20 protein-coding genes and 1 pseudogene are annotated in these 25,137 nt (G+C 71.4%); 13 read left to right on the top strand and 8 right to left on the bottom strand.

Annotated elements, in window-relative coordinates:
* Positions 1 to 46 precede the first annotated feature (46 nt).
* Positions 47 to 835, top strand: a complete 789-nt coding sequence (locus tag ACFVXA_RS01185) for an IclR family transcriptional regulator (RefSeq protein WP_390023350.1) — start codon at positions 47 to 49, stop codon at positions 833 to 835.
* A 33-nt stretch (positions 836 to 868) separates the two neighbouring features.
* Here ACFVXA_RS01185 and ACFVXA_RS01190 read toward each other — a convergent pair whose 3' ends face one another.
* Positions 869 to 2,491: an acyl-CoA synthetase gene (locus tag ACFVXA_RS01190; protein ID WP_390023353.1), complete on the bottom strand. Its 1,623-nt coding sequence runs from the start codon at positions 2,489 to 2,491 to the stop codon at positions 869 to 871.
* A 195-nt stretch (positions 2,492 to 2,686) separates the two neighbouring features.
* Between ACFVXA_RS01190 and ACFVXA_RS01195 the strand changes: the two genes are divergently transcribed.
* The 9 genes and pseudogenes from ACFVXA_RS01195 (at position 2,687) to ACFVXA_RS01235 (ending at position 11,727) form a co-directional block, all read left to right on the top strand.
* Positions 2,687 to 3,487, top strand: coding sequence for a crotonase/enoyl-CoA hydratase family protein (locus ACFVXA_RS01195; protein ID WP_389932781.1), 801 nt, complete (start codon positions 2,687 to 2,689; stop codon positions 3,485 to 3,487).
* A 22-nt stretch (positions 3,488 to 3,509) separates the two neighbouring features.
* Positions 3,510 to 4,451, top strand: coding sequence for a Zn-ribbon domain-containing OB-fold protein (locus tag ACFVXA_RS01200; RefSeq protein WP_390023356.1), 942 nt, complete (start codon positions 3,510 to 3,512; stop codon positions 4,449 to 4,451).
* Positions 4,452 to 5,507, top strand: a complete 1,056-nt coding sequence (locus tag ACFVXA_RS01205) for a thiolase domain-containing protein (RefSeq protein WP_383745181.1) — start codon at positions 4,452 to 4,454, stop codon at positions 5,505 to 5,507. It abuts the gene before it with no gap.
* Positions 5,504 to 6,670: a thiolase domain-containing protein gene (locus tag ACFVXA_RS01210; protein ID WP_362019283.1), complete on the top strand. Its 1,167-nt coding sequence runs from the start codon at positions 5,504 to 5,506 to the stop codon at positions 6,668 to 6,670. Before ACFVXA_RS01205 ends, ACFVXA_RS01210 begins: the two co-directional genes overlap by 4 nt.
* Positions 6,671 to 6,753: 83 nt before the next feature.
* Entirely contained in the window at positions 6,754 to 6,996 is a 243-nt protein-coding gene (locus tag ACFVXA_RS01215) for a DUF397 domain-containing protein (RefSeq protein ID WP_362019286.1), read from the top strand.
* Between the two features lie 85 nt (positions 6,997 to 7,081).
* A pseudogene (locus tag ACFVXA_RS01220) lies at positions 7,082 to 7,218 on the top strand (universal stress protein); the annotation flags it as partial.
* A gap of 251 nt (positions 7,219 to 7,469) precedes the next feature.
* The gene (locus tag ACFVXA_RS01225; protein WP_362019293.1) at positions 7,470 to 8,069 is read left to right on the top strand and encodes an ABATE domain-containing protein; all 600 of its coding nucleotides are present in this window, start codon (positions 7,470 to 7,472) and stop codon (positions 8,067 to 8,069) included.
* A 168-nt stretch (positions 8,070 to 8,237) separates the two neighbouring features.
* Positions 8,238 to 11,126 (top strand): ATP-binding protein, encoded by a 2,889-nt coding sequence (locus ACFVXA_RS01230; protein ID WP_390023358.1) that lies wholly within the window; start codon positions 8,238 to 8,240, stop codon positions 11,124 to 11,126.
* A gap of 103 nt (positions 11,127 to 11,229) precedes the next feature.
* Positions 11,230 to 11,727, top strand: a complete 498-nt coding sequence (locus ACFVXA_RS01235; RefSeq protein ID WP_362019298.1) for a hypothetical protein — start codon at positions 11,230 to 11,232, stop codon at positions 11,725 to 11,727.
* A gap of 82 nt (positions 11,728 to 11,809) precedes the next feature.
* Here the strand turns inward: ACFVXA_RS01235 and ACFVXA_RS01240 are convergent, their stop codons facing one another.
* The gene (locus ACFVXA_RS01240; protein WP_390023360.1) at positions 11,810 to 13,789 is read right to left on the bottom strand and encodes an N-acetylmuramoyl-L-alanine amidase; all 1,980 of its coding nucleotides are present in this window, start codon (positions 13,787 to 13,789) and stop codon (positions 11,810 to 11,812) included.
* Positions 13,790 to 14,090: 301 nt separating this feature from the next.
* Positions 14,091 to 15,233, bottom strand: a complete 1,143-nt coding sequence (locus ACFVXA_RS01245; RefSeq protein ID WP_390023362.1) for an aminoglycoside phosphotransferase family protein — start codon at positions 15,231 to 15,233, stop codon at positions 14,091 to 14,093.
* 233 nt (positions 15,234 to 15,466) lie between these two features.
* On the opposite strand from ACFVXA_RS01245, the gene ACFVXA_RS01250 reads away from it, so the two are divergent.
* Positions 15,467 to 16,966 (top strand): hypothetical protein, encoded by a 1,500-nt coding sequence (locus ACFVXA_RS01250; RefSeq protein ID WP_362019307.1) that lies wholly within the window; start codon positions 15,467 to 15,469, stop codon positions 16,964 to 16,966.
* 73 nt (positions 16,967 to 17,039) lie between these two features.
* On the opposite strand, the gene ACFVXA_RS01255 is transcribed toward ACFVXA_RS01250, so the two are convergent.
* Both ACFVXA_RS01255 and ACFVXA_RS01260 read right to left on the bottom strand, forming a co-directional pair.
* On the bottom strand, positions 17,040 to 18,497 hold the full coding sequence (locus ACFVXA_RS01255) for a SpoIIE family protein phosphatase (RefSeq protein ID WP_362019310.1): 1,458 nt from the start codon (positions 18,495 to 18,497) through the stop codon (positions 17,040 to 17,042).
* A 384-nt stretch (positions 18,498 to 18,881) separates the two neighbouring features.
* Entirely contained in the window at positions 18,882 to 19,181 is a 300-nt protein-coding gene (locus ACFVXA_RS01260; RefSeq protein WP_390023365.1) for a TetR-like C-terminal domain-containing protein, read from the bottom strand.
* Between ACFVXA_RS01260 and ACFVXA_RS01265 the strand changes: the two genes are divergently transcribed.
* Positions 19,108 to 19,572: a zinc-binding dehydrogenase gene (locus ACFVXA_RS01265; protein WP_390023367.1), complete on the top strand. Its 465-nt coding sequence runs from the start codon at positions 19,108 to 19,110 to the stop codon at positions 19,570 to 19,572. The genes ACFVXA_RS01260 and ACFVXA_RS01265 overlap by 74 nt on opposite strands.
* A gap of 82 nt (positions 19,573 to 19,654) precedes the next feature.
* On the opposite strand, the gene ACFVXA_RS01270 is transcribed toward ACFVXA_RS01265, so the two are convergent.
* Positions 19,655 to 20,272: an MBL fold metallo-hydrolase gene (locus tag ACFVXA_RS01270; protein WP_362019313.1), complete on the bottom strand. Its 618-nt coding sequence runs from the start codon at positions 20,270 to 20,272 to the stop codon at positions 19,655 to 19,657.
* A 185-nt stretch (positions 20,273 to 20,457) separates the two neighbouring features.
* Here ACFVXA_RS01270 and ACFVXA_RS01275 point away from each other — a divergent pair, with 185 nt between their 5' ends.
* On the top strand, positions 20,458 to 22,494 hold the full coding sequence (locus ACFVXA_RS01275; RefSeq protein ID WP_390023370.1) for a phosphocholine-specific phospholipase C: 2,037 nt from the start codon (positions 20,458 to 20,460) through the stop codon (positions 22,492 to 22,494).
* A gap of 39 nt (positions 22,495 to 22,533) precedes the next feature.
* Here the strand turns inward: ACFVXA_RS01275 and ACFVXA_RS01280 are convergent, their stop codons facing one another.
* Both ACFVXA_RS01280 and ACFVXA_RS01285 read right to left on the bottom strand, forming a co-directional pair.
* A complete protein-coding gene (locus tag ACFVXA_RS01280; RefSeq protein WP_390023372.1) occupies positions 22,534 to 23,547 on the bottom strand; it encodes a Gfo/Idh/MocA family protein in 1,014 nt (337 codons plus the stop codon).
* Positions 23,548 to 23,608: 61 nt separating this feature from the next.
* A complete protein-coding gene (locus ACFVXA_RS01285; RefSeq protein ID WP_384016795.1) occupies positions 23,609 to 24,706 on the bottom strand; it encodes a chemotaxis protein in 1,098 nt (365 codons plus the stop codon).
* Positions 24,707 to 25,137: the final 431 nt, after the last annotated feature.

Here is a 25,137-nt window from a genome sequence, read left to right on the forward strand (position 1 = left end):
CGTGAGAGGTCAATGGGTGCGACAGCGCGGATTTACGATGGGCCGCATGCCGGAGAGCACAGGGGTCCGTGGAGTGAAGTCGGCGGCCCGAACCGTCGCGCTGCTTGAGCTGCTCGCCGACCGCGGCGACCGGCCCTCGCGCCTGGACGAGCTCGCCGCCGAACTGGGCGTGCCGCGCAGCAGCATGTACCAGCTGCTGCAGACGCTCGTCGACTGCGGCTGGGTGCGCTCCGACACCACCGGCTCCCTCTACGGCATCGGGATCCGCGCGCTGCTCACGGGCACCAGCTACCTGGACAGCGACCGGTATGTACGGATGGTCCGTCCCTACCTCGACGAGGCCTCTGACACGCTCGGCGAGACCATCCACCTGGCGCGGCTCGACGGCTCGGACGTCGTCTACCTCGCGACCCGGGAGTCCCACGAGTACCCGCGCACCCTAAGCCGCGTCGGCCGCCGGGTCCCGGCCCACGCCGGCGCCCTCGGAAAGGCACTCCTCGCCGAGCGCCCCGACGACGAACTGCCGCTTCCCCTCGTGCCGTTCACCGCGCTGACGGAGAACACGCACACCGACCGCGTGACCCTGCTCGCCGACCTCGCCGGAGTGCGCGCCCGCGGCTACTCGCTCGACCGCGAAGAGACCGTGCCCGGCATCGCCGGCTTCGGATTCGCCCTGCGCTACGCCACCCCGGCCACCGACGCCATCAGCTGCTCGGTGCCCGTGAACCGCCTCACCGCGGACCACGAGGCCCGCATCGTCGCCGTCATGCGCGAGATCCGGGCGAAGATCGAGTCCCTGCTGCCGCCGGCCTCGGGCACGCCCGACTGGCGTTGACCCGGGACCGACCCGTCCGCGCCGGAGGGTTCCTCAGCCGGCCGCCGCCTCCGCGGCCACCGACCGCGCCCAGCGATAGTCCGCCTTCCCGCTCGGCGATCGCTGGATGGCGTCCGTGATGACGAGCTGGCGGGGGATCTTGTAGCCCGCGAGGTGGGTGCGGCAGTGCGTCTGGATGTCCTCCAGGGAGGGATGGCCGGCGCCCTCGCGGAGCTGGACGACCGCCGCGACGTGGTTGCCCCACTTCTCGTCGGGCACCCCGGCGACCAGGGCGTCGTACACGTCCGGGTGTGACTTGAGGGCCTGTTCGACCTCCTCCGGATAGACCTTCTCGCCGCCGGTGTTGATGCACTGGGAGCCGCGGCCGAGGACGGTGACGATGCCCTCCTCGTCGACGGTGGCCATGTCGCCGAGGAGCACCCACCGTTCGTCGCCCTTCTGGAAGAAGGTCTCGGCGGTCTTCTCGGGGTCGTTGTAGTAGCCGAGGGGTACGTGACCGCGCTGGGCCACCCGCCCGGGCTCACCGACCGCGACCGGCTCGTGCGTGGCCGGATCCACCACCTGGGTACGGGAGTTGACACGCACCCGGAAGCCGCGCCGCGGGCCCGAGTCCGCCGTCGCGGTGCCGTTGAAGCCGGACTCCGACGAACCGAAGTTGTTCAGGAGCATGACGTTCGGGACGAGCGCCTGGAACTGCTCGCGCACCGTGTCCGACATGATCGCGCCGGAGGACGACACGCTGAACACGGAGGAACAGTCCGTGCCCTTCATGGGCCCGTTCAGCGCGTCGATCAGGGGGCGCAGCATCGCGTCGCCGACCAGCGACACGCTGGTGACCTTCTCCTTCTCGATCGTGCGCAGGACCTCCTCGGGCACGAACTTGCGGTGGATCACCACGCGTTGGCCGAAATTGAAGCCGATGAAGGCGGTCAGCGTCGAAGTGCCGTGCATCAGCGGGGGAGTGGGGAAGAACGTGATGCCCTCGCCGCCGGCCGCCACGCGCTCCGCGAGCTCCTCGGGCTTCTTGACCGGCTCGCCCGTCGGCGCGCCACCGCCGAGGCCGGAGAAGAACAGGTCCTCCTGCCGCCACATCACCCCCTTGGGCATCCCCGTCGTGCCGCCGGTGTAGATGATGAACTGGTCGTCCGCCGAGCGCGCCGGAAAGCCCCGCTCGGGGGAGCCGGTCGCCTCGGCGTCCGTGAAATCCACCGCAGGCGGCGCGTCGACGTCGGACGCTGGGGTCCCCACCCGTATCAGATGCCGCAGCGCCGACGCGTGCGGCAGCGCCGCCGCCACCCGGTCCGTGAACTCCGCGTCGAAGACCAGCGCCACCAGATCGGCGTCCCGGTAGAGGTAGGCCAACTCTTCTTCGACGTAGCGGTAGTTGACGTTGACCGGCACGATCCGCGCCTTCAGGCAGCCCAGCAGGGTCTGCACGTACTCGACGCCGTTGTAGAGGTGGAGCCCGAGGTGCTCGCCCGGGCGGACGCCGGTGTCGATCAGGTGGTGCGCGATGCGGTTCGCGGCGGCGTCCAACTGCGCGTAGGTGAGCCGGCGCTCCGCGCCCGTGCCGGGGTGGTCGATGTACACGAGCGCCTCACGGCCCGGGACCGCGTCGACGACCGACTCGAACAGGTCGGCAAGGTTGTACTCCACCGCTCCTCCTGACCCCGAACGTCCGTGGCTCACCCGGCTCGACGGTCATCAGAGCAAAGCCGCACCCAACTGTGAAGGGGCCCGGCAGAAGAAATCTGACTGACTGTCAGAAAACCCTTGTACTGGCTCCGCGCCTCCTGCAACCTGTTCTCGCATCCGAGACGGTCCGCGACGGTCCGAGACGGGAGGACGGCGATGGGTGGGACGGAACACCTCACCGTGCAGCGCGAAGGCGCCACACTGGTGCTCACGCTCAACAGGCCCGAGGCCAAGAACGCGCTCTCGCTGCCGATGCTGGTCGGCCTGTACGACGGCTGGATCGAGGCCGACGAGGACGACACGGTCCGCTCGATCGTGCTCACCGGCGCGGGCGGTGCCTTCTGCGCCGGGATGGACCTCAAGGCACTCGCCGGACAGGGCATGGCGGGCGAGCAGTACCGGGACCGGCTCAAGGCCGACCCCGATCTGCACTGGAAGGCGATGCTCCGCCACCACCGTCCCCGCAAGCCCGTGATCGCGGCCGTCGAGGGCCACTGTGTCGCGGGCGGTACGGAGGTCCTCCAGGGCACCGACATCCGCGTCGCCGGCGCGTCCGCGACCTTCGGACTCTTCGAGGTCAGACGCGGCCTGTTCCCCATCGGCGGCTCCACGGTCCGGCTGCAACGCCAGATCCCGCGGACGCACGCCCTCGAAATGCTGCTCACGGGGCGCCCGTACTCGGCTCAGGAGGCCGCGGGCATCGGGCTGATCGGGCATGTGGTCCCCGACGGAACCGCCCTCGACAAGGCCCTCGCCCTCGCCGAGCAGATCAACGCCTGCGGCCCGCTCGCCGTCGAGGCCGTCAAGGCGTCCGTGTACGAGACCGCGGAGATGACCGAGACCGACGGACTCGCCGCCGAACTCGAGCGCGGCTGGCCGGTCTTCGACACCGCCGACGCCAAGGAGGGCTCCCGGGCCTTCGCCGAGAAGCGCCCGCCCGTCTACCGGCGCGCCTGACCCTCCGAAGGAGACATCCGGGATGCCTGAAGTCCTCAAAGCCCCCCTCGTCGTCGAGTTCCCCTTCACCCGCTCGCTCGGCCCCGTCCAGAGCGCCTTCCTCACCGGACTGCGCGAGCGCGTCGTCCTCGGCGTGCGGACCGGTGACGGCCGCACGCTCGTCCCGCCCGTCGAGTACGACCCGGTCACCGCCGAGGAGATACGCGACCTGGTCGAGGTCGCCCCGACCGGCATCGTCACCACCTGGGCCTGGAACCATGAACCCCGCCGCGGCCAGCCCCTCGACACCCCCTTCGCCTGGGTCCTGGTGCGACTCGACGGCGCCGACACCGCACTTCTGCACGCCCTCGACGCCCCGGGCCCCGACGCCGTGCGCACCGGCATGCGCGTCCGGATCCGCTGGGCCGAGGACCGCTCCGGAGCCATCACGGACATCGCCTGCTTCGAACCGTACGAGGGCGACCCGGGAAAGCCCGCCGGTCACGACGGCCGGTTCGCGGACATGGTGACCGGCATCGTCGCCCCCGCCCGCCTCGACTACGTCCACTCGCCCGGTCGCGCCCAGAGCGGCTACATCAACGCCCTCTCCGAGCAACGCAACGTCGGCGAACGCTGCCCGTCCTGCCGCAAGGTGTACGTCCCGCCGAGGGGCGCGTGTCCCACCTGCGGTGTCGCCACATCGGAACGGGTGGAGGTCGGACCGCGCGGCACCGTCACCACGTACTGCATCGTCAACATCAAGGCGAAGAACCTCGACATCGAGGTGCCGTACGTCTACGCGCACATCGCCCTCGACGGCGCCGACCTCGCGCTGCACGGCCGGATCGGCGGCATCCCCTACGACCAGGTGCGGATGGGACTGCGCGTGGAGCCGGTGTGGACCGAGCGCGGCCGCCACCCCGACCACTACCGGCCGACCGGTGAACCGGACGCGGACTACGAGACGTACAAGGAGCTGTTGTAGATGCCGCCCATCAGGGACATCGCCGTCGTCGCCTTCGCGCAGACCGACCACCGGCGCACCAGTGACGAGCTCTCCGAGGTGGAGATGCTCCTCCCGGTCCTGCACGACGTCCTGGACCAGACCGGCCTGAGGACCAGCGACATCGACTTCACCTGCTCCGGCTCCACCGACTATCTCGCGGGACGCGCCTTCTCCTTCACGATGGCGCTCGACGGCGTGGGCGCCTGGCCGCCGATCTCCGAGTCGCACGTGGAGATGGACGGGGCATGGGCGCTGTACGAGGCATGGACCAAGCTGCTGACCGGGGACGCCGACACCGCCCTCGTGTACGCGTACGGCAAGTCGTCGCCCGGTTCCGTACGCGACGTGCTGACCCGGCAACTCGATCCCTACTACATGGCGCCCCTGTGGCCGGATTCCGTCGCGCTCGCGGCGCTCCAGGCGCAGGCGCTCATCGACGCGGGCGAGACCGACGAGCCCGCGCTCGCCGGGATCGCGGCGCGCAGCCGAGCGTCGGCGGACGCCAACTCCCATGCCCAGCTGCGCGGTTCGGTGCCCCAAGGCGACTATGTCGTACGGCCTCTCCGCACCGGCGACTGCCCGCCGATCGGCGACGGTGTCGCCGCCGTGATCCTCGCGGCGGGCGACCGGGCGCGTGAGCTGTGCGAACGGCCCGCCTGGATACGGGGTATCGACCACCGCATCGAGGCGCACAGCCTCGGCGTACGCGATCTGACCGACTCGCCGTCCACCCGCGGGGCCGCCGAGCGGGCGGGAGCCTTCGAACGACCCGTCGACACCGCCGAGTTGCACGCCCCCTTCACCTCCCAGGAAGTGGTCCTGCGCAAGGCGCTGCGGCTCGACGACAGCGTGCACGTCAACCCCTCCGGAGGAGCACTCGCCGCCAACCCGGTGATGGCGGCCGGGCTCATCCGCATCGGTGAGGCCGCCGCGCGCATCCATCGCGGCGCGTCCGACCGGGCGCTCGCCCACGCCACGTCGGGGCCCTGCCTCCAACAGAACCTGGTCGCCGTACTCGAAGGGGACGCCCGATGAGCAAGGAGCCCGTGGCCGTCGTAGGCATCGGCCAGACCAAGCACGTGGCGGCGCGACGGGACGTCTCCATCGCGGGACTCGTCCGAGAGGCAGCCCGACGGGCGTTGGAAGACGCGGAGTTGACCTGGGCCGACATCGACGCCGTGGTCATCGGCAAGGCGCCCGACTTCTTCGAGGGCGTCATGATGCCCGAGCTGTACCTCGCCGACGCGCTCGGCGCGGTCGGCAAGCCGATGCTGCGGGTGCACACGGCGGGCTCGGTCGGCGGATCGACGGCCCTCGTCGCCACGAACCTGATCGCGGGCCGCGTCCACGGCACCGTCCTGACCCTGGCCTACGAGAAGCAGTCCGAGTCCAACGCGATGTGGGGGCTGTCCCTGCCGGTTCCCTTCCAGCAGCCGCTGCTGGCCGGCGCGGGCGGCTTCTTCGCGCCGCACGTGCGCGCGTACATGCGGCGCACCGGCGCGCCCGACACGGTCGGCTCGCTCGTCGCGTACAAGGACCGGCGCAACGCGCTGAAGAACCCGTACGCGCATCTCCACGAGCACGACATCACGCTGGAGAAGGTCCAGGCCTCGCCCATGCTGTGGGACCCGATCCGCTACTCCGAGACCTGCCCGTCCTCGGACGGAGCGTGCGCGATGATCCTCACCGACCGAGCGGGAGCCGCCCGTGCGCCCAGGCCACCCGCCTGGATGCACGGCGGGGCGATGCGCAGTGAGCCCACGCTCTTCGCGGGCAAGGACTTCGTGTCGCCGCAGGCGGGCAAGGACTGCGCGGCGGACGTGTACCGGCAGGCGGGCATCGCGGATCCGCGCCGGGACATCGACGCCGTCGAGATGTACGTGCCGTTCTCCTGGTACGAACCCATGTGGCTGGAGAACCTCGGTTTCGCCGAGGAGGGCGAGGGCTGGAAACTCACCGAGTCCGGGGTGACGGAGCTGGACGGCGACCTGCCCGTCAACATGTCGGGCGGCGTCCTCTCCACCAATCCGATCGGCGCCTCCGGCATGATCCGCTTCGCCGAAGCGGCCCTCCAGGTGCGCGGCCAGGCCGGAGAACACCAGGTGGACGGGGCTCGCAGGGTGCTCGGGCACGCCTACGGCGGCGGATCCCAGTTCTTCTCCATGTGGCTGGTCGGGGCCGCTCCGCCCGCCTCCTGAGACCGACCCCCTCACGTGGCCTGTCCGCCGCCCGACCCGATCGCTAGGCTGGCGGCGGACGACGAACCGGGAGGAGCACGGACGTGGCCGAGAGCACCATCGAGCAGCACCCGCTCAAGGGCTGGGACAAGCCGGAGCTGGACCTGAGCAAGGCCGAGTGGCAGTCCAGCAGCCGAGGGCGGGGAGACGTCCAGATCGCTTTTGTCGAGGGCTTCATCGCGATGCGCAACAGCGGCCGCCCCGAAAGCCCTTCCTTGATCTTCACACCCGCGGAGTGGGGAGCGTTCGTGTCGGGCGCGCGTGAGGGCGAGTTCGATCTGACCTGAGCCGACAGCGGCCTGGCCGCCCCGCCTCCCGCGTACGGGGGAGGGGCGGCAGTCGCGGCCGCCATGCGTCCTTCGGGAGTGTGGCAGACGCGAGACGCCCCTGCGGGTGGTCCATGCGCGGCAGTACGCGTTCCGGGGCAGCCCGACGTCCTGGTGGCCGGGCCGCCGGACCCGGCCGACGACCCCGTGCTCGACCAGACGCGCGCCCACGGGGCGGGCAGGACCGAGCGGTAGGGTGAGGCGCGCCGGGGATCAGCGCTCGGCGGGCGGACCGGTTCACGCCCACAGCAGTTGCTTCGTCCAGGCGGAGCCGCTCCATGAACAGCTCGGACGGCGTGTCCGGCGTCGCGACCGGGTCGAAGACGGGCAGTTCGCCTGCGAACACTTCCAGACCCCGCAGCAGCTGACGCAGCTCCTCCACCGGCTCTCCCCCTCCTGCCCTAATGGATGGCCGCGAACCTATCATTAGCGCCATGGACGACTCGATCAACAGGGACGCGCGGCTCGCCCTCGACCTCGCCCTGACCATTCGGCACGACGGCGAGGGGGGAGTCGCGGACGATCTCAGCGAGGCGGCCGGGCTCACCACCTGGGTGCGGGCCCGTCCCGAAGCGCTGCCGGGCGCCGGGACGTACGTCGCCGACGACTCCGCGCTCCGTGCCGTCCGCGACGTGCGCGCCGCCGTCCGCGCTCTGTTCGCCCGCGCGGTGCGTCCGGGCGAGCCCAGTCCCGCCGACGCCGCGAGGCTGCTGCCCGTGGCCGACGCCGTGGCCTTCCTCAACGCGGCCGCCGCCCTCACCCCGACCGTCCCCGTCCTGACCTGGGCTGAGGGCGCCGACCCTGTCGTACGACAGGAGCCCGCGGACGGTCGCGCGGAGCTCACGGCAGCGCTCGCCCGCGGCGCGATCGCCTTCCTCGCGAGCCCCGACCGGCAGCGCCTGCGTGCCTGTCACGCACCGCGCTGCGTGCGCTACTTCCTCAAGGAACATCCGCGCCAGGAATGGTGCAAACCGTCCTGCGGCAACCGGGCGCGCGTGGCCCGGCACCACGAGCGGCACAAGAACTCGGTGTAGCCCGACGGGCGTTGCCCGACCGTTGGGGCGAGCAGGTGAGCGACCGTTCCGGTCAGTAGTGGTCGGGCGGGCGCGGTCGGCACGCTCCCGGCGTACGCTGAGGTGCCTGTAGGTCACGGTGCGCACCCGCTCCCCGCGCCGCTGCGTCACCGTGGCAGGGGGTGCACCATGGGGCAGCGCAGCGTACGCAGTCGACGGACGCTATTCGAGCGCGAGAGTGAACTCGCCGCCGCCGACGAGGCGTTGAGCGAACTCACCGGAGCGCGCGGAAGCAGCGGAGAACCGGAGCGCCCTCGCGGCGCGCTCCTCGCCTTCGCCGGACGCGCCGGCATCGGCAAGACGACCCTCCTCGCAGAGGTACGGCGGCGCGCCGCCGCCGAAGGCTGCACCGTGCTGTCCGCGCGCGGCGGCGACCAGGAGCAGCGTGTCGCCTTCCACGTCGCCCGCCAGCTCCTGCAACCGCAGCTCGCCGGGGCCCCGGAGGCAGAAGTCCGTGCCCGGCTGGGGAGTTGGTACGCGATCGTCGGCCCCGCACTCGGCCTGTGCGCGGCCGCCGAGGGCGCACCGCCCGACCAGCAGGGCCTGCGCGACGGGCTCGACTGGGTGCTCACACATCTCGCGGTGCGACGCGCTCCGATGGTGCTCGTCCTCGACGACGCGCACTGGGCCGACCCGGAATCGCTGAGCTGGCTCGCCGCCTTCGCGCCACGCGCCGAACAACTCCCGCTGCTGCTCGTCGTCGCCTACCGTCCCGACGAACTCCCAGGCCACGCCGTGGCGTTCAGGGGGCTGCCGGGACGTGCCGGGCAACGCCCCATCGACCTCGAACCGCTCAGCGCGGCAGCCGTCGCCCGTCTCGTCCGCGAGGATCTCGGGACCCAGGCCGACGACGCGTTCTGCCGCGAGTGCTGGGCGGTCACCGCGGGCAACCCGTTCGAGGCGGTCGAACTCACCGCGAAGGTCCGCGACCGGGGGCTGACACCGACCGAAGCCGGGGCCCATCTGCTGCGCGACCTCGCAGCGGCCGTCAAGGGCAGCGGCCTGGTCGCCCGCCTGGAACGCCTCGGCACCTCGACCGTCCGCTTCGCCTGGGCCTGCGCGGTGCTCGGCACCGAGATCCCGCCCCCGCTCGCCGCCGCCGTCGCGGGCCTCGGTTCCGAGGAGGCCGCCGACGCCGCCGATGCCCTGCGCGGCGCCCGCATCCTCACCGGCGCCGACACCCTCGAGTTCGTCCACCCGCTGATCGCCACCGCCGTCTACCGTGCCATCCCCGGCGGCGTCCGCGTGGCCCTGCACGGCCAGGCCGCCTGGTGCGTGGTCGACGCAGGACTCGGCGCCTCGGCAGCCGCCCGCCACCTGCTGGAGACCCACCCCGACGGCGACACCTGGATCGTCCAGCACCTGCGCGCCGCCGCCCGCGAGACCCTGCGCGCCGGAGCACCCGACGCCGCCCGCCGCTACCTCGCCCGCGCCCTGCGCGAACCACCGCCGTTCGAGGACCGGGCCGCCGTCCTGTACGAACTGGGCTGCGCCTCCCTGCTCACCGAACCGGCGACCACCGTCAACCATCTGCGCGCCGCCCTCGAAGAACCCATCACGGACCCCGAACTGCGCCACCACATCGTCTACCGCCTCTCCCAGGTCCTCGCCCACAGCGACCGCCTCGCCGAGGCCTCCGAGACGCTGGCCCGCGAGATCCGCGTGACCGGTGACGCCCGCGTAAGGCTGCGCATGCAGTCCGAGCAGTTCATGTGGGACGCGTTCCGCGCCGACGAACCCGACTCGCCCGCCCGCTCCCGCCGGCTGACCCGCCTCGCCGACCGGCTCACCGGCCGCGACCTCACCGAGCGCTACGTCATCGGCCTGCGCGCCTGGGATGCCACCCTGCGCGGCGAACCCGCCTCCGTCGCCCTCCACCACGCCGAACGCGCGCTGGCCGGGGGACTCGGCTGGGCCGAGGCCGACCGCGGCTTCGAGGTGCCGGTCCTGGTCGCCCTCACCTTCATGTACGCGGACCGGCCGGGGCGCACCGAGGAACTGTTCGCCGCCGGGATCGCCGACTTCGAATCCCAGGGCTGGCACGGCGCCCACCTCTCCTTCGGGTACACCCTGCTCGCGTACGTCCGCTACCGCCGCGGCAGGCTCGCCGAGGCCGAGGACTTCGTCCGCGCCGGTCTCCGGCTCGCCGAGCGGGTCGGGCCCGGCACCCCCGTGCACTGGTACGCCGTCGGCGTGCTCATCGAGGTGCTGCTCGCCCGCGGCCGGGTCACCGAGGCCGCGCGGACCGCCGAGGACCACGCCTTCGGCGCGCCCTTCCCGGCCGCCGTGACCTTCCCCGACGTCCAGACCGTGCACGGCGAGCTGCTGCTCGCCCGCGGCCTGACCAAGGACGCCGCCGCCGAGCTCGCCTCGGCCGGGCGCCGCCTCGACCCGCGCGGTATGCGCAATCCCGCCTGGTGCCCCTGGCAGCTCCACCTCGCCCGAGCCGAGAGCCACGACGCCCCGGACCGAGCCGTCACCACCGCTCTCGAAGCGGTGCACCGCGCACGCCAGTACGGCACGCCCTCCGCGATCGGCCAGGCCCTGCGCACCGCCGCCGAGGTCTCCTGCGGACCGGCCCGCGTCCGGTACCTCGAAGAGTCCGTCGGCCACCTGGAGCGCTCCCCGGCCGCGTACGAACTCGCCTGCGCCCTGGTGGCGCTCGGCACCGAACTGCGCCGCGCCGGACGCCCCAAGGAAGCCGCCGAACACCTCTACCGCGGGCTCGACGCCGCCGTGCAGTGCGGAGCCGACGGACTCGTCGACGAGGCCCGTGACGAGCTCGCCGCCGCCGGGCTGCGGCCGCGTCGCCTGCACGGCACCGAGACGGAGGCGCTGACCGCCCGCGAGCGCGCCGCCGCGACGCTCACCGTCCGAGGACGCGGCACGGCGGAGATCGCCAAGGACCTGCGCACCGACGAGCCCACCGTCGTACGCCTGCTGTCGGCGGTCTACCGCAAGGCCGGCACGGACCGTACCGGACTCGCCGCCGCACTGGGAGAACCACCGGCCCCGTAGCCGGACACAGCGGTCGCCAACACCGGTGGGCGGCCATCTTCCTGGGCGCTCACCGGGGGCGCCCCCGAGGTCCGGTTCACGGCTCTGCACGTACCATTGCGGCATGTCCTTCCTCCGCCGCCGCAGCGCCACCCCCGCCGGGCCCGACTTCGATGTTCTGGCCATGGACCCGGGCGACTGGCCGGGCAATCTCGGCGCGGGCCTGCTGCCCGCCCCCGACGGCAGCTGCCAGGGCGTCTTCCTGCGCTACGACCTCTTCGGCGGCCGCGGCCCCGCGATGATCATCGGCAATCTGCCGGAGGGCTCCGCGGCCCGTGACGTCGCCGAGGGCGAGATCCCCTTCGAGGTGGCCCAGCTGCTCCTCGCGCTGGAGAACGAGGAGGAGGTCACCGTCACCGGGACCGAGGACATGCCGGTGATGCAGGGCGACAACCTGCTGATCGTGCGGCGCCTCAAGCTCTCCGAGACCCGCATCTCGTGCGTCCAGTTCGACCGCAGCGACAACGTCCTGGTGACCATCGCCGCCTGGGACCGCCCCATCACCGACGACCTGTACGCGCTGCTGAAGCCGCTCCCGGCGGAGCTCTTCCAGCAGGGCTGATCCCCTGACACCGGTTCAGGCCGGCCGCGCCTGGCAGGCCGGGGGCCGGGCCCGTCGCGCACGGACCCGGCCCCGGTCACTCTCACAAGTGGGACGAACCCACCTCGACGTCCGCGGCACGTACGAACGCCACCCGGTGCCCGAACTGGATCTCGTAGTACATGTCCTTGCCGATCACGATCTTGTGCGGTGCCGTGTCGAAGGTCGGCGCGTAGAAGTACTCGCCTGGCACCTTTTCGCCGACCGCGTACTCCTGGCCGGCGAGGAGCTTGTACGGCAGTGACGAGACCGTCTGGACGGGGACACCCGTCGGGTACGCCGCTTTCTCCGGGTACGCGCGCCCGTAGACGGGGATCTCCTTCAGGCCGGCCTTGGGCGTGACGACTAGACCCGAGGCGCTCACCGCCGTCGGCTCCTTCTCCGGGTTCTTGAACCACGCCTTCTGGCCCAGGTACCAGATCGCCGTCCAGTTGCCGTCACGGTCGGCGACCGCGTACTGCTGACCGGTGGAGACCCGTGAACCGACGTCGTTCACGTCGATCGTCGAGTTGTCGCCATTGGGCCGCAGACCGATGTCCTTGATCAGCGGCGAGGTCTCGTCCGGCTGCGAGTAGAGCCGCACCTCGCTGGAGCCGTGGGCCGCGCAGGGCTCGCCCCTGGTGACGCAGCCCGTGTACACCGGCCGGTTGTCGGTGAAGTCCGGCAGCACGGTGACCAGCCCGCCGCCCTTCTTGACGGTGCGCTGGAAAGGGTGCCCCAGCAGCGTGAAGTAGTGCTGCCAGTCCCAGTACGGACCCGGGTCCGTGTGCATCCCCGGGATGGTGGAGGTCGTCGGGCCCGGCACGTTGTCGTGCCCGAGGATGTGCTGCCGGTCCAGCGGAACGGCGTACTTCTCGGAGAGGTACTTCACCAGCCGCGCCGAGGCCCGGTACATCTCCTCCGTGTACCACGCGTCCGGCGAGGCCAGGAAGCCCTCGTGCTCCAGGCCGATCGACTTGGCGTTGATGTACCAGTTGCCCGCGTGCCAGGCCACGTCCTTGGCCTTCACATGCTGGGCGATGTGACCGTCGGTCGAGCGCAGGGTGTAGTTCCACGACACATAGGTGGGGTCCTGGACCAGCTTCAGGACGCCGTCCCAGGTGCCTTCCGTGTCATGGATGACGATGTACTTGATGGTCTGCGACGCCGGCCGGTCGCCGAGGTCGTGGTTGCCGTAGTCGCCCTCGCCGAACTCCGCGTACGGGGCCGGGACCCATTCGCAGGACACGTCCTTGGGACACTCCGTGCCGGCGGCGGAGGTGGTCCGCAGCCCCGCCCGCCGGAGTTGCGCCGTGTCGGGGCTCAGACCGGGCTGGGCGGCGAGCGCCAGCCGCTGACCGGAGTCGGTGGTGCGTTCCTCGCCGCCTCGCAGCACCTCGTACACGTCATTGGCGTACGTCGCCGCCGTCGCGGTGTCGTCCGCGCCCGAGAAGCGCGCCACCGCCCCGTACCAGTCGGCCGCGTCGTCGCTCAGCGGCTCGCCGAGGTCCTTCTGCGCGGCGGCGAGCAGCGCGGCGCCGCCCGCCACGTTCGCCGCCGTGTCCGTACGCAGCCGATCAGCCGGGAGACCCGTGAGCTCGGCCGCCTTCGTCAATGTCTTGAGCCGGGCCGGGAGTTCGGAGTTCTGGGGCACCTTCGTCTCGGGGGCGAGGGCCGCGCGCGAACTGTCGCCGCGGGCGTCCTCCTTGCCCTCGCTGTGGTGTGGTGCCTCGGCGATCGCCGTGCGGGCGTCGGTCAGGTGCATCGGGCCGTAGCCGCCGCTGACGCTCGGGGCACCGGCGTGCGCGTCCCAGCGGGACTGCAGATAAGAGACGGCGAGCAGGACGCTCTGTGGCACGTGGTACTCGGCGGCGGCGCCGGCGAAGGCCCTCTGCAGCTGTGCGGAGGACGCCTCCTCGACGGTGCCGGAGGGGGCCGCGCCGAGCAGCGGCAGCAGCAGCGCGGCCGAGGCGACGGCGCCCGCGGTCCTGCGCGCGCGTCTGTGCCCGGCGGTGGCCTTCGGGGCGGGGGCGGATCCTCGCAAAGCAGCCTCCTGGGACGGTCGAGCGCGGTGGGGCGTGCGGGGGCCGAACGTGCGTCAGTGGTACCCGCTCTCCGACGATCCGTCAATCATGCCCAGAGGGAGACGATTTCCCACGTCAGCGGCGGCTGAAAGGGTTTTCGTGGCGGCGGTGACCCGGCCTGCGAGGCGTCAGTGGAGTGGACCAATAACCCGAACGGAGGACGCCCGGACAGGAGATCCCGCCCGTCGCGTGCGGTGTCCGGACATGACGAAGGTCCGCGGTGCGCCGCTGTCCCAGGCGCACCGCGGACCGTCATCCCCCTCAGCGAGTGCCGACCGCCGCTCGAACGGCCCGCCGGGCCATCTGGCAGTCGTCGTGCAGCCGCCTCAGCAGCAGCCGCTGTTCCTCGCCGGACGGCGCAGCACCCGGGTGGGCCGGTCCCGGTGCCGCCGGGGTCGTGTCGTGCATCGAACGCTGCACGGCCGTCTCGTACGTGCGGATCTCCCTGGTGAGGACGAGCATCAGGTTCACCAGGAACGCGTCACGCGCCGCGGGCCCTGCCGACTGCGCCAACTGGCTGATCTGCCGCCGGGCCACCGGAGCGTCCCCGAGCACCGCCCAGAGCGTCGCCAGGTCGTACCCCGGCAGATACCAGCCCGCGTGCTCCCAATCCACCAGCACTGGACCGGCCGGTGAGAGAAGGATGTTCGACAGGAGTGCGTCGCCGTGACAGAACTGGCCCATGCCCTGCCGGCCCGCCGAATGGGCGATGCCGTGCACCAGCTTCTGTAGATCGCCCATGTCCCGGTCCGTGAGCAGACCCAGCTCGTGGAAACGGGAGATCCGTTCCGCGTAGTCCAGCGGGGCGTCGAACGTCCCCGCCGGAGGCCGCCACGCGTTCAGCCGGCAGATCGAGCCCAGCGCCGCCCGGATGTCCGCGCGGGGCGGGGCCTCTGCCGGATGCCGCTGCAGCGCGGCCACCCGGCCCGGCATCCGCTCGATCACCAAGGTGCAGTTGTCCGGATCCGCCGCGATCAGCCGAGGCACCCGGACCGGTGGCCGGTGCCGGACGAACGAGCGGTAGGCAGCTATTTCATGCCGGAACCGCTCGGCCCAGACAGGGGAGTGGTCCAGTAAACACTTGGCGACGGCCGTGCTGCGCCCCGTCGTGCCGACGAGGAGCACGGACCGTCCGCTGCGGCGCAACACCTGGACCGGAGCGAACTCCGGGCAGATCCGGTGCACCGACGCGATCGCCGTGCGCAGCTGCGCGCCCTGGGGGCCGGACAAGTCGAGTCTCCCGCTGAGCGGTTGGGTGCCGAGCCCTGGAACGCGCCGCGTCCTGCCGGCACCGAGCACGGGGGCCGCCGCCGGGCGCACGGGGTCGAGGTAGGGGCCGCTGCCCGCCGGGCGGGGGTGCAGCGACCGGGGCGGAGCGGACACGGAGGACGATGCTGTGTACATGGGCGAAACAGATCCCTTCGTGTGCCTGCAAGTTGCCGCGCTACCCGCCCCGGCCGCCCTGGTGCACCCTGGGGAATGTCCCTGCGGCAACCGGGTCGGGGTGGCGCTTTCCTACCTGACACCCGATGTCCACTGGCACACCATCTGGCGCACCCTGGCGAACCCTGGCGAATAGTCGCTCAGCAACTGACAGGCGGTTACTGTCAAATCAGCCGAGAACCTGGGGGCTTGACGTGAACGGACAACCCAACACCCGCCTGGCGGACCTGTTCGGCCTGGCCGGCTGGTCCAAGGGCGAACTCGCGAGGATGGTCAACCGGCAGGCGGCGGCCATGGGCCACCCCCAACTGGCGACCGACACCTCACGGGTACGGCGTTGGATCGACATGGGAGAGATCCCGCGCGATCCGGTGCCGCGGGTGCTGGCGGCTCTGTTCACCGAGCATCTCGGCCGTGTCGTGACCATCGAGGACCTCGGTCTGGTCCGGCACGGGCGCGTGGGGAAACGGCAGAGCGGCGGGAATGCGGAACATCCCGACGGAGTGCCGTGGGCGCCCGAGCGGACTGCTGCGGTCCTCACCGAATTCACGGGAATGGACCTCATGCTCAACCGACGCGGCTTGGTGGGCGCGGGTGCCGCGCTCGCCGCGGGATCCGCACTCAGTACTGCCATGCACGACTGGCTGCACACCGATCCGACCCTGTCCGCCGACGCTCCCCAGTTCGACGATCCCCTGCACGCCGACCCCGCTGGGTTCGACCGCTACGAGGCCGCCCCCATCGGGTCGCAGGAGATCGAGGAACTGGAGCGTTCGGTCGAGGTGTTCCGGGCCTGGGACGCCGCCCGCGGTGGCGGCCTCCAGCGCAAGGCTGTGGTGGGCCAGCTCAACGAAGTGGGAGGCATGCTCTCCTACCGACACCCCGACCATCTGCAGCGGCGCCTCTGGGGCGTCGCCGCCAACCTGGCCGTCCTCGCGGGCTGGATGTCGCACGACGTCGGCCTCGAGCCCACGGCCCAGAAGTACTTCATCATCGCCGCCCACGCGGCCCGAGAAGGCGGAGACCGGCCCCGCGCCGGAGAGGCGCTCTCCCGAGCGGCTCGCCAGATGGTGCACCTGGGCCGGCCCGACGACGCACTCGATCTCATGAAGCTCGCCAAGTCCGGTTCCGGCGACGAGGTGCTGCCCCGCACCCAGGCCATGCTCTACACCATCGAGGCCTGGGCACAGGCGTCCATGGGCAAGGGCCAGGCCATGCGGCGCACCCTCGGCCAGGCGGAGGACCTGTTCGTCTCCGACCGGGGCGACGTACCTCCGCCGAGTTGGATGCAGCTGTTCGACGAGGCCGACATGCACGGCATGCAGGCCCTCGCCTACCGCACCCTCGCCGAACACGAACCGGCCGCGGCGGCCACCGCTCAGCGTCACGCCAAGGAAGCCCTGAGGCTGCGCGAGTCGGGCCGGGAGCGGTCGAAGATCTTCGACCACATCTCCCTCGCCTCGGCCTGCTTCATCGCCGACGACCCCGAACAGGCCGACCGGTACGCGCGACTGGCCCTGACGTCGATGGGGGCCAACTCCTCCCACCGCACCTGGGACCGGTTGCGCGAGATGTACCGGCTCACCGGGCAGTACTCCAGCTATCCGAAGATCCACGACCTGCGTGAGGAGATCAAACTCGCGCTTCCCAAGGGCTCGTTGAAGCCCAGGGGCGGCAACAGCGCGCGGGCGTAAGGGGGTCCCGTGTCGGCAACACGGGTCGGTTGTCCATCCGGGGTCGCCGGCATGACTCCGTCTGACAGCGTCGTCAGGAACCGACCCGGGCGATGAGCACGCAGGCGTCGTCCTCGCGCTCGGTCTCGCCGAATTCCTCGACAACCATCCGTACACAGTCCTGGGCCGTACGGGCCCCGTCGAAGCGCGGGGCCAGGTCGAGCAGCCTCTGGGCGGCCGCCGTTCCTCCCCCATTACCTGCTTCGGGGGACCCCCATCGCCACGGCACCAGTCCGTCGGTGTGCAGGAGCAGCAGGTCGCCCTCTTCGAGGGTCGCCTCGGCCTGCCCGTAGACGGCACCCGATGTCGCTCCGAGCAGCACGCCGTCGGGTGTGGCCAGCGCGCGCCCCGTCCCGTTGCGGAACAGCAGCGGGGCGGGGTGTCCTGCCTGCGCCCAGCTGAGGGTGCGCGTCTCGGGCCGGTAGCGGCAGCAGACGGCGCTGCCCAGGGCCGGCTGGACGGAGGCGTCCAACAACTGGTTGAGCCAGGAGAGGAGTTGGCCCGGCTGGGTGCCCGTCACGGCCATGCCGCGCAGGGCGCCGAGCAGCATCGCCATGCCCGAGGTCACGGCGACTCCGTGCCCGGTGAGGTCGCCGACGCTCAACAGGGTCTCCCCGCCCGGGAGTTCGAGAGCGTCGTACCAGTCGCCGCCGATCAGCGCGCTGGTCGAGGACGGCAGATAGTGGGCGGCGAGGTCCAGGGTCTCCGGACCCTGGTGCGGGAGACGCAGCGAGCCACGCCACGGCGGCAGCACGGCCTCCTGGAGCTGGACCGCGAGCCGGCGCTCGGTCTGCGCGAAGTGCCGCTCGCGCTGCAGCGAGTCACGGGTCTCGTGCACCGTCCGCTGGCTGCGCCGCAGTTCGCTGACGTCACGCAGCACGGCCCACATCGAGGCGGTGCTGCCGTCGGCGTCGAGCACGGGCTCGCCCATCATGTGCACGGTCCGCACACCACCGTCGGGGCGCACGATACGGAACTCGCCGTCGATGGGCTTGGCGTCGATGAGGCAGTCCGTGACCATCGCCGTCAGCATCGGCCGGTCCTCGTCGAGCACCAGTGACGGCAGCTCGTCGAGGGTGAGCGGGGGAGCCGCCGGGTCGCGGCCCAGGATCTGGTAGAGCTCGCCGGACCAACTGGCCTCGTCCGTCTGCAGGTTCCACTCGGCGCTGCCGACCCGGCTCAGCAACGAGCCGCGCCGGGGTGCGGGCGGCACAGCGTGGGCGGCGGGCGCGGCTACGGGCTGCAGGGGCACCGGCGGGGGACCGTCCCGCAGCTGGGCCAAGTGCTCATCGAGATCGTTGAGTTGGTGCATCGCCAGATTGCACAGCGCGCGCTGCCAGCGTCCCTGCGGGTCCTCGCCGTCGACGGGCGCGTCACGCCGTACGGCGTCCACCTCGCCGCGCAGCCGCCGCGTCTGCGAGATGAGCGCGTCGACCGTGCCGCGCGGGGGCGGCTGGGCGGCGGAGCGGTCCGCAGAGAGATGGGAGGGCATGACGTACTCCGATGCGGGGACGGTACGACCAAGGCTGACGGAAGGACCGTTACGACTGTTGCACAGCCTGCGACGCGCTGTAAGGGATTTGGCAACACACGATACGGTGGTGCTTCTGGCATATGCCGCAGTCCTCACGGACCGGGTGCATGGGCCTGATTCGGTACGCGTCGGGCGTGGTCAAGTCGTAGACGGCGTACGTGACTTGACGGTCCGTGGAGTGCGCGGGGCCGCATTTCATTCTTCTGTTCGAGGGGCGTTTGTGCGAAGCCTGCTCCATTGCGGGGTCTGTCAAACGGAGATGGGTTCGAGCCGGCGCTCGGAGCGAGCCGAATCCGTGCGCGGAGCGAGCCGAGCCGGGGATCGGGGTGGCCGAGCCGGTACTCAGAGCGACCGCACGAAACCCTCCAGCTCGGTCTCGTAGAGAGCGGCCGGGTCGATGCCCATCGAGCCGAAGTTGCCCTCGATCTCCAGGCCGACCAGGCCGTGCAGATGAGCCCACAGCATCGTGGTCCGCGCGGCGACCGCCTCCGAGACGTCCTCGATTCCGCGGTGCTTCATCCACTCCCGGAACTGTGCGGCCGGCCTTTCCGGAACCGCCGTACCCGGCATGGCGAGGGCGCCCACCACCCCCTCGCCGGACGGCGTCGACGCCCTCTTCGACCGCGTCGGAGGCGACGGCATCGTCGACTCCTTCCGGCTGCCGACCCGGGGCGGCGCACTCGTCTCGTACGGCAGCGCGGCCACCCGGGACGTCGCCGGATCCTCCAAGCTGCCGATCCTCCAGCTCGTCGGACGGCTCTTCCTCTGGAGGCTCCTGCCCAACGGCCGGCGTACGCACTTCTACAACATCTGGGCCGGCAAGCGCCGTTCGGCCGCCTTCCGCGAGCGTCTGCGCACCGACCTGGGCCAGGTCTTCGCCCTGCTCGCCGACGGTGCGATCACCGCGCAGGTCGCGGCCCGCATCCCGCTCAGCCGGGCCGCGGAAGCCATGAGTCCGGCCGAGTCCGGCACCGTCACCGGCGAGGTGATCCTTGTCCCGGACCCGACCCAGGACACGCCCCACGCCCAGTGACATCTCCCTGCGGCGCAGCGCCGCGCACGGCCCGACGCCGGTCTCCCCGCAGGAGACCCTGGACACCGGCCTGGCGCGTTGACTAGAGGTCGACCGACTCGCCCGACGGGACGCGGGCGTAGTCCGTCCCGCCCTTCGTCTCCAGCCACCAGTCGAAGGAGTCCAGCCCGATGTCGCCGAAGTGCGCGTCGTGAATGGGGAAGGCGCGCGTGGGACGGACCGCACGAGCGAAGTCGATGGCCTCACCGAGTTTCGCCCAGGGGCCGGACGCGGGGACCAGCAGAGTGTCGACGGACTCGGCGGGCACGAAGTACGAGTCGCCGGGGTGGTAGACGCCGTCCACCAGGAAGCCGAGGTTGGGGCAGCCGGGCAGGCCGTCGATGATCTCCGCGTGCTCGCCGCCGACCGCCCGGACGGTGAATCCCGCCGCGCTGAAGGTGTCACCCACCTCCACGGGGATCACACCGTCACCAAGGCTCGCGGCCAGGGCGGGATGGGTGTGGACGGTCAGCGCGGGGTTGCCGTCGCGCGCCGCCTTGAGCTTGTCGACGTCGATGTGGTCGGCGTGCTCGTGGGTGATGAGGACGGCGGTGGCGCCGGCCAGGGACTCCGCTTCGGAGTAGGTGCCCGGGTCGATCACGAGTACTCGGTCGCCGTCTTCGAGGCGAACACAGGCGTGGCCGTATTTCGTCAGACGCATGCGATCAATCTACAGACGCGGCCGATCAGCCCGGCCACGGACACCAACCGGCCGGGCGACCCCACCGGTGAGGTTCCACGGCTGTTCACCCACGTCTCACCGCACGGCTATGGACCTTGACGATCACCACGTGCACGCTGGCGCGCGGTGTGCCGCAGGGGCACTCCAGTGACGAGGGCGGGCGAATGACACCGATCAGCCGAAGAGGCTTTGTGGGGCTCGGCGCATCCGTGGCGGCAGGCGCCGCCATGGGCGTCGGTTCGCGTCCGGCGGCGGCCGCCGCCACCGCGGCGTCGGCCACGGCGACCGGCACCATCTCGGACGTACGGCACGTCGTGATCCTCATGCAGGAGAACCGCAGCTTCGACCACTACTTCGGCCGTCTCAAGGGTGTCCGCGGCTTCGACGACCGCAGCGGCATCACTCTGTCCGGCGGCAACTCGGTCTTCAGCCAGCCGAACGGCGGCGGCAGGCAGTACCCGTGGAAGCTCAGCTCCACGCCCGCCGCGGGCGGCAAGGACGGCGAGACCCTCGCGCAGTGCAACGGGGACCTCCCGCACTCCTGGTCCTCGCAGCACTCCGCCTGGAACAAGGGACGCCTCGACAACTGGGTCTCGGGCGTCGGCAACATCCGCACGATGGGCTACCTCGACCGCTCCGACATCCCGTTCCACTACGCGCTCGCCGACACCTACACCATCTGCGACGCCTACTTCTGCTCCACGCTCAGCGCGACCGGCCCCAACCGCACCTACCTGTGGAGCGGCAAGGTCGACAGCACCAGCTACGACGGCGGCGACGAGTCCGGACTGACCTGGCAGAACTACGCCGAGGCGCTCCAGGCGGCCGGAGTGACCTGGAAGGTCTACCAGAACGCGCAGGACAACTACGGCGACAACGGCTGCGCCTACTTCAAGAAGTTCGCCGCCGCCAAGGCGGGCGACCCGCTGTACGACCGCGGCATGGCGTCCGTGCCGAAGGTCACCGGTTCCACCCCGGACGACATCGCCGCCGCCATCAAGGCCGACGTCGTCGCCGGCACCCTGCCGCAGGTCTCCTGGGTGGTCGCCAACCAGGCCTTCTCCGAGCACCCGTACGCCCCGCCCGGCGACGGCGCCCACTTCGTCGACCTGGTGTACAAGGCGCTCGCCGCCGACTCGAACGTCTTCGACTCGACCGTCCTGTTCCTCAACTACGACGAGAACGACGGCTTCTTCGACCACGTCCCGCCCCCGGCCCCGCCGGCGAACACGGCCGGGGAGTTCCTCAACGGCGTCCCGTACGGTCTCGGCTTCCGGGTCCCCATGCTCGTCATCTCGCCCTGGACGCGCGGTGGCTGGGTCTCCTCGGAGGTCTTCGACCACACCTCCGTCCTGCGCTTCCTGGAGACCTGGACCAGTGCCCTGGGCAAGCCCGCCGCCTGCCCCAACATCAGCGCCTGGCGCCGTAAGGTCACCGGCGACCTGACCGGCGTCTTCGACTTCGCGCATCCGGTCCACGGAGCGGCCTCGCTGCCCGCGACGAGCGTCATCGGGTACGACACCTGCGGCCCCCTGCCCAACCCGGTGCCCACCACCAACGCGCTGCCCGCCCAGGAGCCCGGCACCCGGCCCGCCCGCGCGCTGCCCTACCAGCCGGCCGGCTATCTGGACCACCTGGAGTTCGGCGCGAGCGGCAAGATCCTCGCCTGGTTCACCATGGCCAACCAGGGCACCCCGGCCAAGAGCGCCGCGCACTTCTCCATCCACCCGAACGCCTACCGCGACACCACGCCCTGGCAGTACACGGTCGACGCGGGCGGCACCGCCTCCGACTACTTCAACATCGGCTCCGGGTACGGCGACGGGAAGTACGACATCTCGATGGTCGGCCCCAACCGCTTCCTGCGCCGCTTCAGGGGCGACGCGACGCAGGCGGGCAAGTCGGCCGAGGTCAGCACCCGTTACGCGACCGAACCCGGCACCGGGAAGACGGCCCTCTACTTCAAGATGGCCAACTCCTCGGCTTCGTCGGTGAAGTTCACCATCACCTCGAACCACTACCGCGGTGACGGCCCCTGGACGTACACCGTCTCCGCGGGCGGTTCGACGGAGGATTTCTTCAACGCGGTGGCCTACCAGGACGGTTGGTACGACTTCACGGTCACGGTCGACTCCGATGCGAGCTGGTCGCGACGGTTCACCGGGCACATCGAGACGGGCGCGGCGAGCGTCAGCGGCTGACCCGGTACGACGGCGGGCCCGAGCGGCCGCCGCCGCGATTCACGCGTACAGGTCCGGGCGCGGGGCGAGTTCGACGGTCACCCGGCCGCCGTTCTCCTGCGCCCGGACCCCCGCCTCGGCCACCGCGGAGGACGCGTACCCGTCCCATGCGCCGGGTCCGGTGACCCGCCCCTCCCTGGTGGCGTCCACCCAGGCCTGCACCTCACGGTCGTAGGCGTCGGCGAACCGTACGAGGTAGTCCTGGGCGACCTCCTCGTACGCGCCGCCCGCCGCCGTCACCACCATCGTGTGCTCGTCCCCGATCCGCGCGCTCCCCGCCTCGCAGACCGCCTCGCAGCACACCTGGTAGCCGAACCCGGAGTTGACGAAGATCTCCACGTCGACCAGCGCGCCCCGGTCGGTCTCGAACACCACGAACTGGGGGTCGAGCAGCCTCTGAGGGGCGTGCGAGGACGGGCGCGGGCGCAGCACGGTCACCGCCGTGAGCTCCTGGCCCAGCAGCCAGCGGGCCGCGTCGATCTCGTGCGAGACGGAGCTGTTGACCAGCATCGCCGAGGTGAAGCCGGGCGGCGACGACACATTGCGGTGCGTGCAGTGCAGCATCAGCGGGCGGCCCAGCCGTCCGCCGTCCAGCAGGGACTTCAGGCGCTGGTACGCGGCGTCGTAGCGGCGCATGAACCCGACCTGTGTCAGCCGTCGGCCGAGCCGCGCCTCGGCCTCCACGACCCGCAGCGCCCCGGCCGAGTCCGGAACCAGCGGCTTCTCGCACAGGACCGGCAGGCCGCGCGCGAAGGCCGCGAGCAGCGCCTCCTCGTGCGCGGGTCCGGGAGAGGCGATCAACACCGCCTGTACGCCGGGTGCGTCGAGCGCGGCCGACGCCTCGGCATGGACCGAGACGCCGTCGATTCCGGCCACGGCGTCCTCGGCCCGGCCGGTCTCGGGGTCCGCCACCGCGGCGACCCTAGCGCCGCTCACCACGCGGTCGAGCCGCCGTATATGGTCGGCCCCCATGTGACCGGCACCCAGTACTGCCACTCCCAACAGCTCGCTCACGCGCTCCGCACCTCTCCGCCGACAATTCCTGTCCTGGTGATCCGATTGTCGGCCGGAAAGATCAGTAACGCAGTACTCCGGCGATGCCTTTCGCGTCCCCGAGGCTGCCGTCGGGCACGAAACGGACCTCCGCGCCGGTCTCCAGACACTGTTCGACGATCTCGTCGACGATGTCCTCCCGGGAGTCCATGTCAGCGCTCTCCGCCGGCACGAGATGGTCGCCGCCGTCGTCGCGGACCGTCACGCGAAAGTTCTCCTCGACGGCGAGCAGCCGGATCCGGCCCTCGGACGCGCTCTGCCAGACCTCGTCGACACCGGCGGCGAACGCCTTGCGTCCGCGGGCCGATTCGAGTTCCCGGGCCACCTCGTCGGTGTGCTTGCGCTCCTCGGCGGTGATCAGCGGACGTACCGCCTGCCACACGGCGTCCGGGGTGCCGTGCGCGAGGCCGCCGTGCGGGACGTGCGCCGCGTCCTTGGAGACCGTGCCGACCTCGTCGAGGCACGAGAGGGCGGCGGTCTCACCGGTGACGTACAGCGGTCGCGGATTCTCGCGCAGGACGGCGCTGACGGCCGTGTCCGCCTCGCGCAGGAAGCGGCGGGTGCCCTCGTCGCGGAAGGTGCTCGGCATGTCGCCGATCCGCTCCTGGCGCTCCGCGTCGAAGTTCTCGCGGTCCCTGGTCAGCGGAAAGCCGCCCGCGTGATCCTCGACGACATGACCGCCGCCGCCGTTCCACAGCGTGACCCGGTCGGCCGACACCGAGAGCACCCAGAACGGCCGCTCCGAGGCCTGTGCGGCGACGAGGTTGCGGGTCAGGAAGGTGTCCGAGAGCACCACGCGCTCGGGCACGGTGCGGGCCAGCGACCAGACCTGGTGCTCACCCGGCGCCGCGAAGATCGCCAGACCGTCCTCGGCGTGCGCCAGATCGACCTCGGCCAGGGCACGTTCGAGCTGGTCGACGACATCGGTACGTCGCTCGCGGGTGACCGAGGGATCGGCCTCCAGCTGCTTCTTGGCCTCGGCCACCACATTGCGCAGCCGGACCGGATCCTGCGCGTTGTCGGGCTCGCGGCGGTGCGTCGGCGTCAGCACGGACACCGCCGGATAGGGCCGCGGCCTGCGCAGCTCGGTGAGGGTCGCGGGGCTGAGTGCGTGCTCCATATCAGCACCATAGGACCGATTCGCCCGTCGGGCATTTGGGGCAATCCGCAGTCAGCGTGGATCGGGTCGCCGGATGACGCTCCGCACCGCGGTGGCCGCATGACGATGCCCGCCTCCGCTGACGCTGGATGGCATGACGCGGGACGCCCATGACGCAGGACGCCCATGACGCGGGCCGGTACCGAGAGCCAGGCGCCGCGGCCGGTGAAACGGACGCCGTCGACCCTCACCGCGACGGTCGTGGGCCCGATGGCCGGGGCCGGAGTCTTACCTCGCGCCGGCCCGCGCGCCGACCGGCGGACGCGCGGGCTCCGCCGTGTGGTGGGGCGCGCCTGAACGGGACTGGGGCCAGGCGACGTTCGAGGGCGATGACACCGTGCCGGTCGGCAACGGGGGGGCGACCGGTTCACTGTCGGCGAAGGCGGTGCGCT

Origin of the sequence: Streptomyces sp. NPDC058246 (genome assembly GCF_042881985.1) — a bacterium.
In the GTDB taxonomy this organism is placed as follows: Bacteria; Actinomycetota; Actinomycetes; order Streptomycetales; family Streptomycetaceae; genus Streptomyces.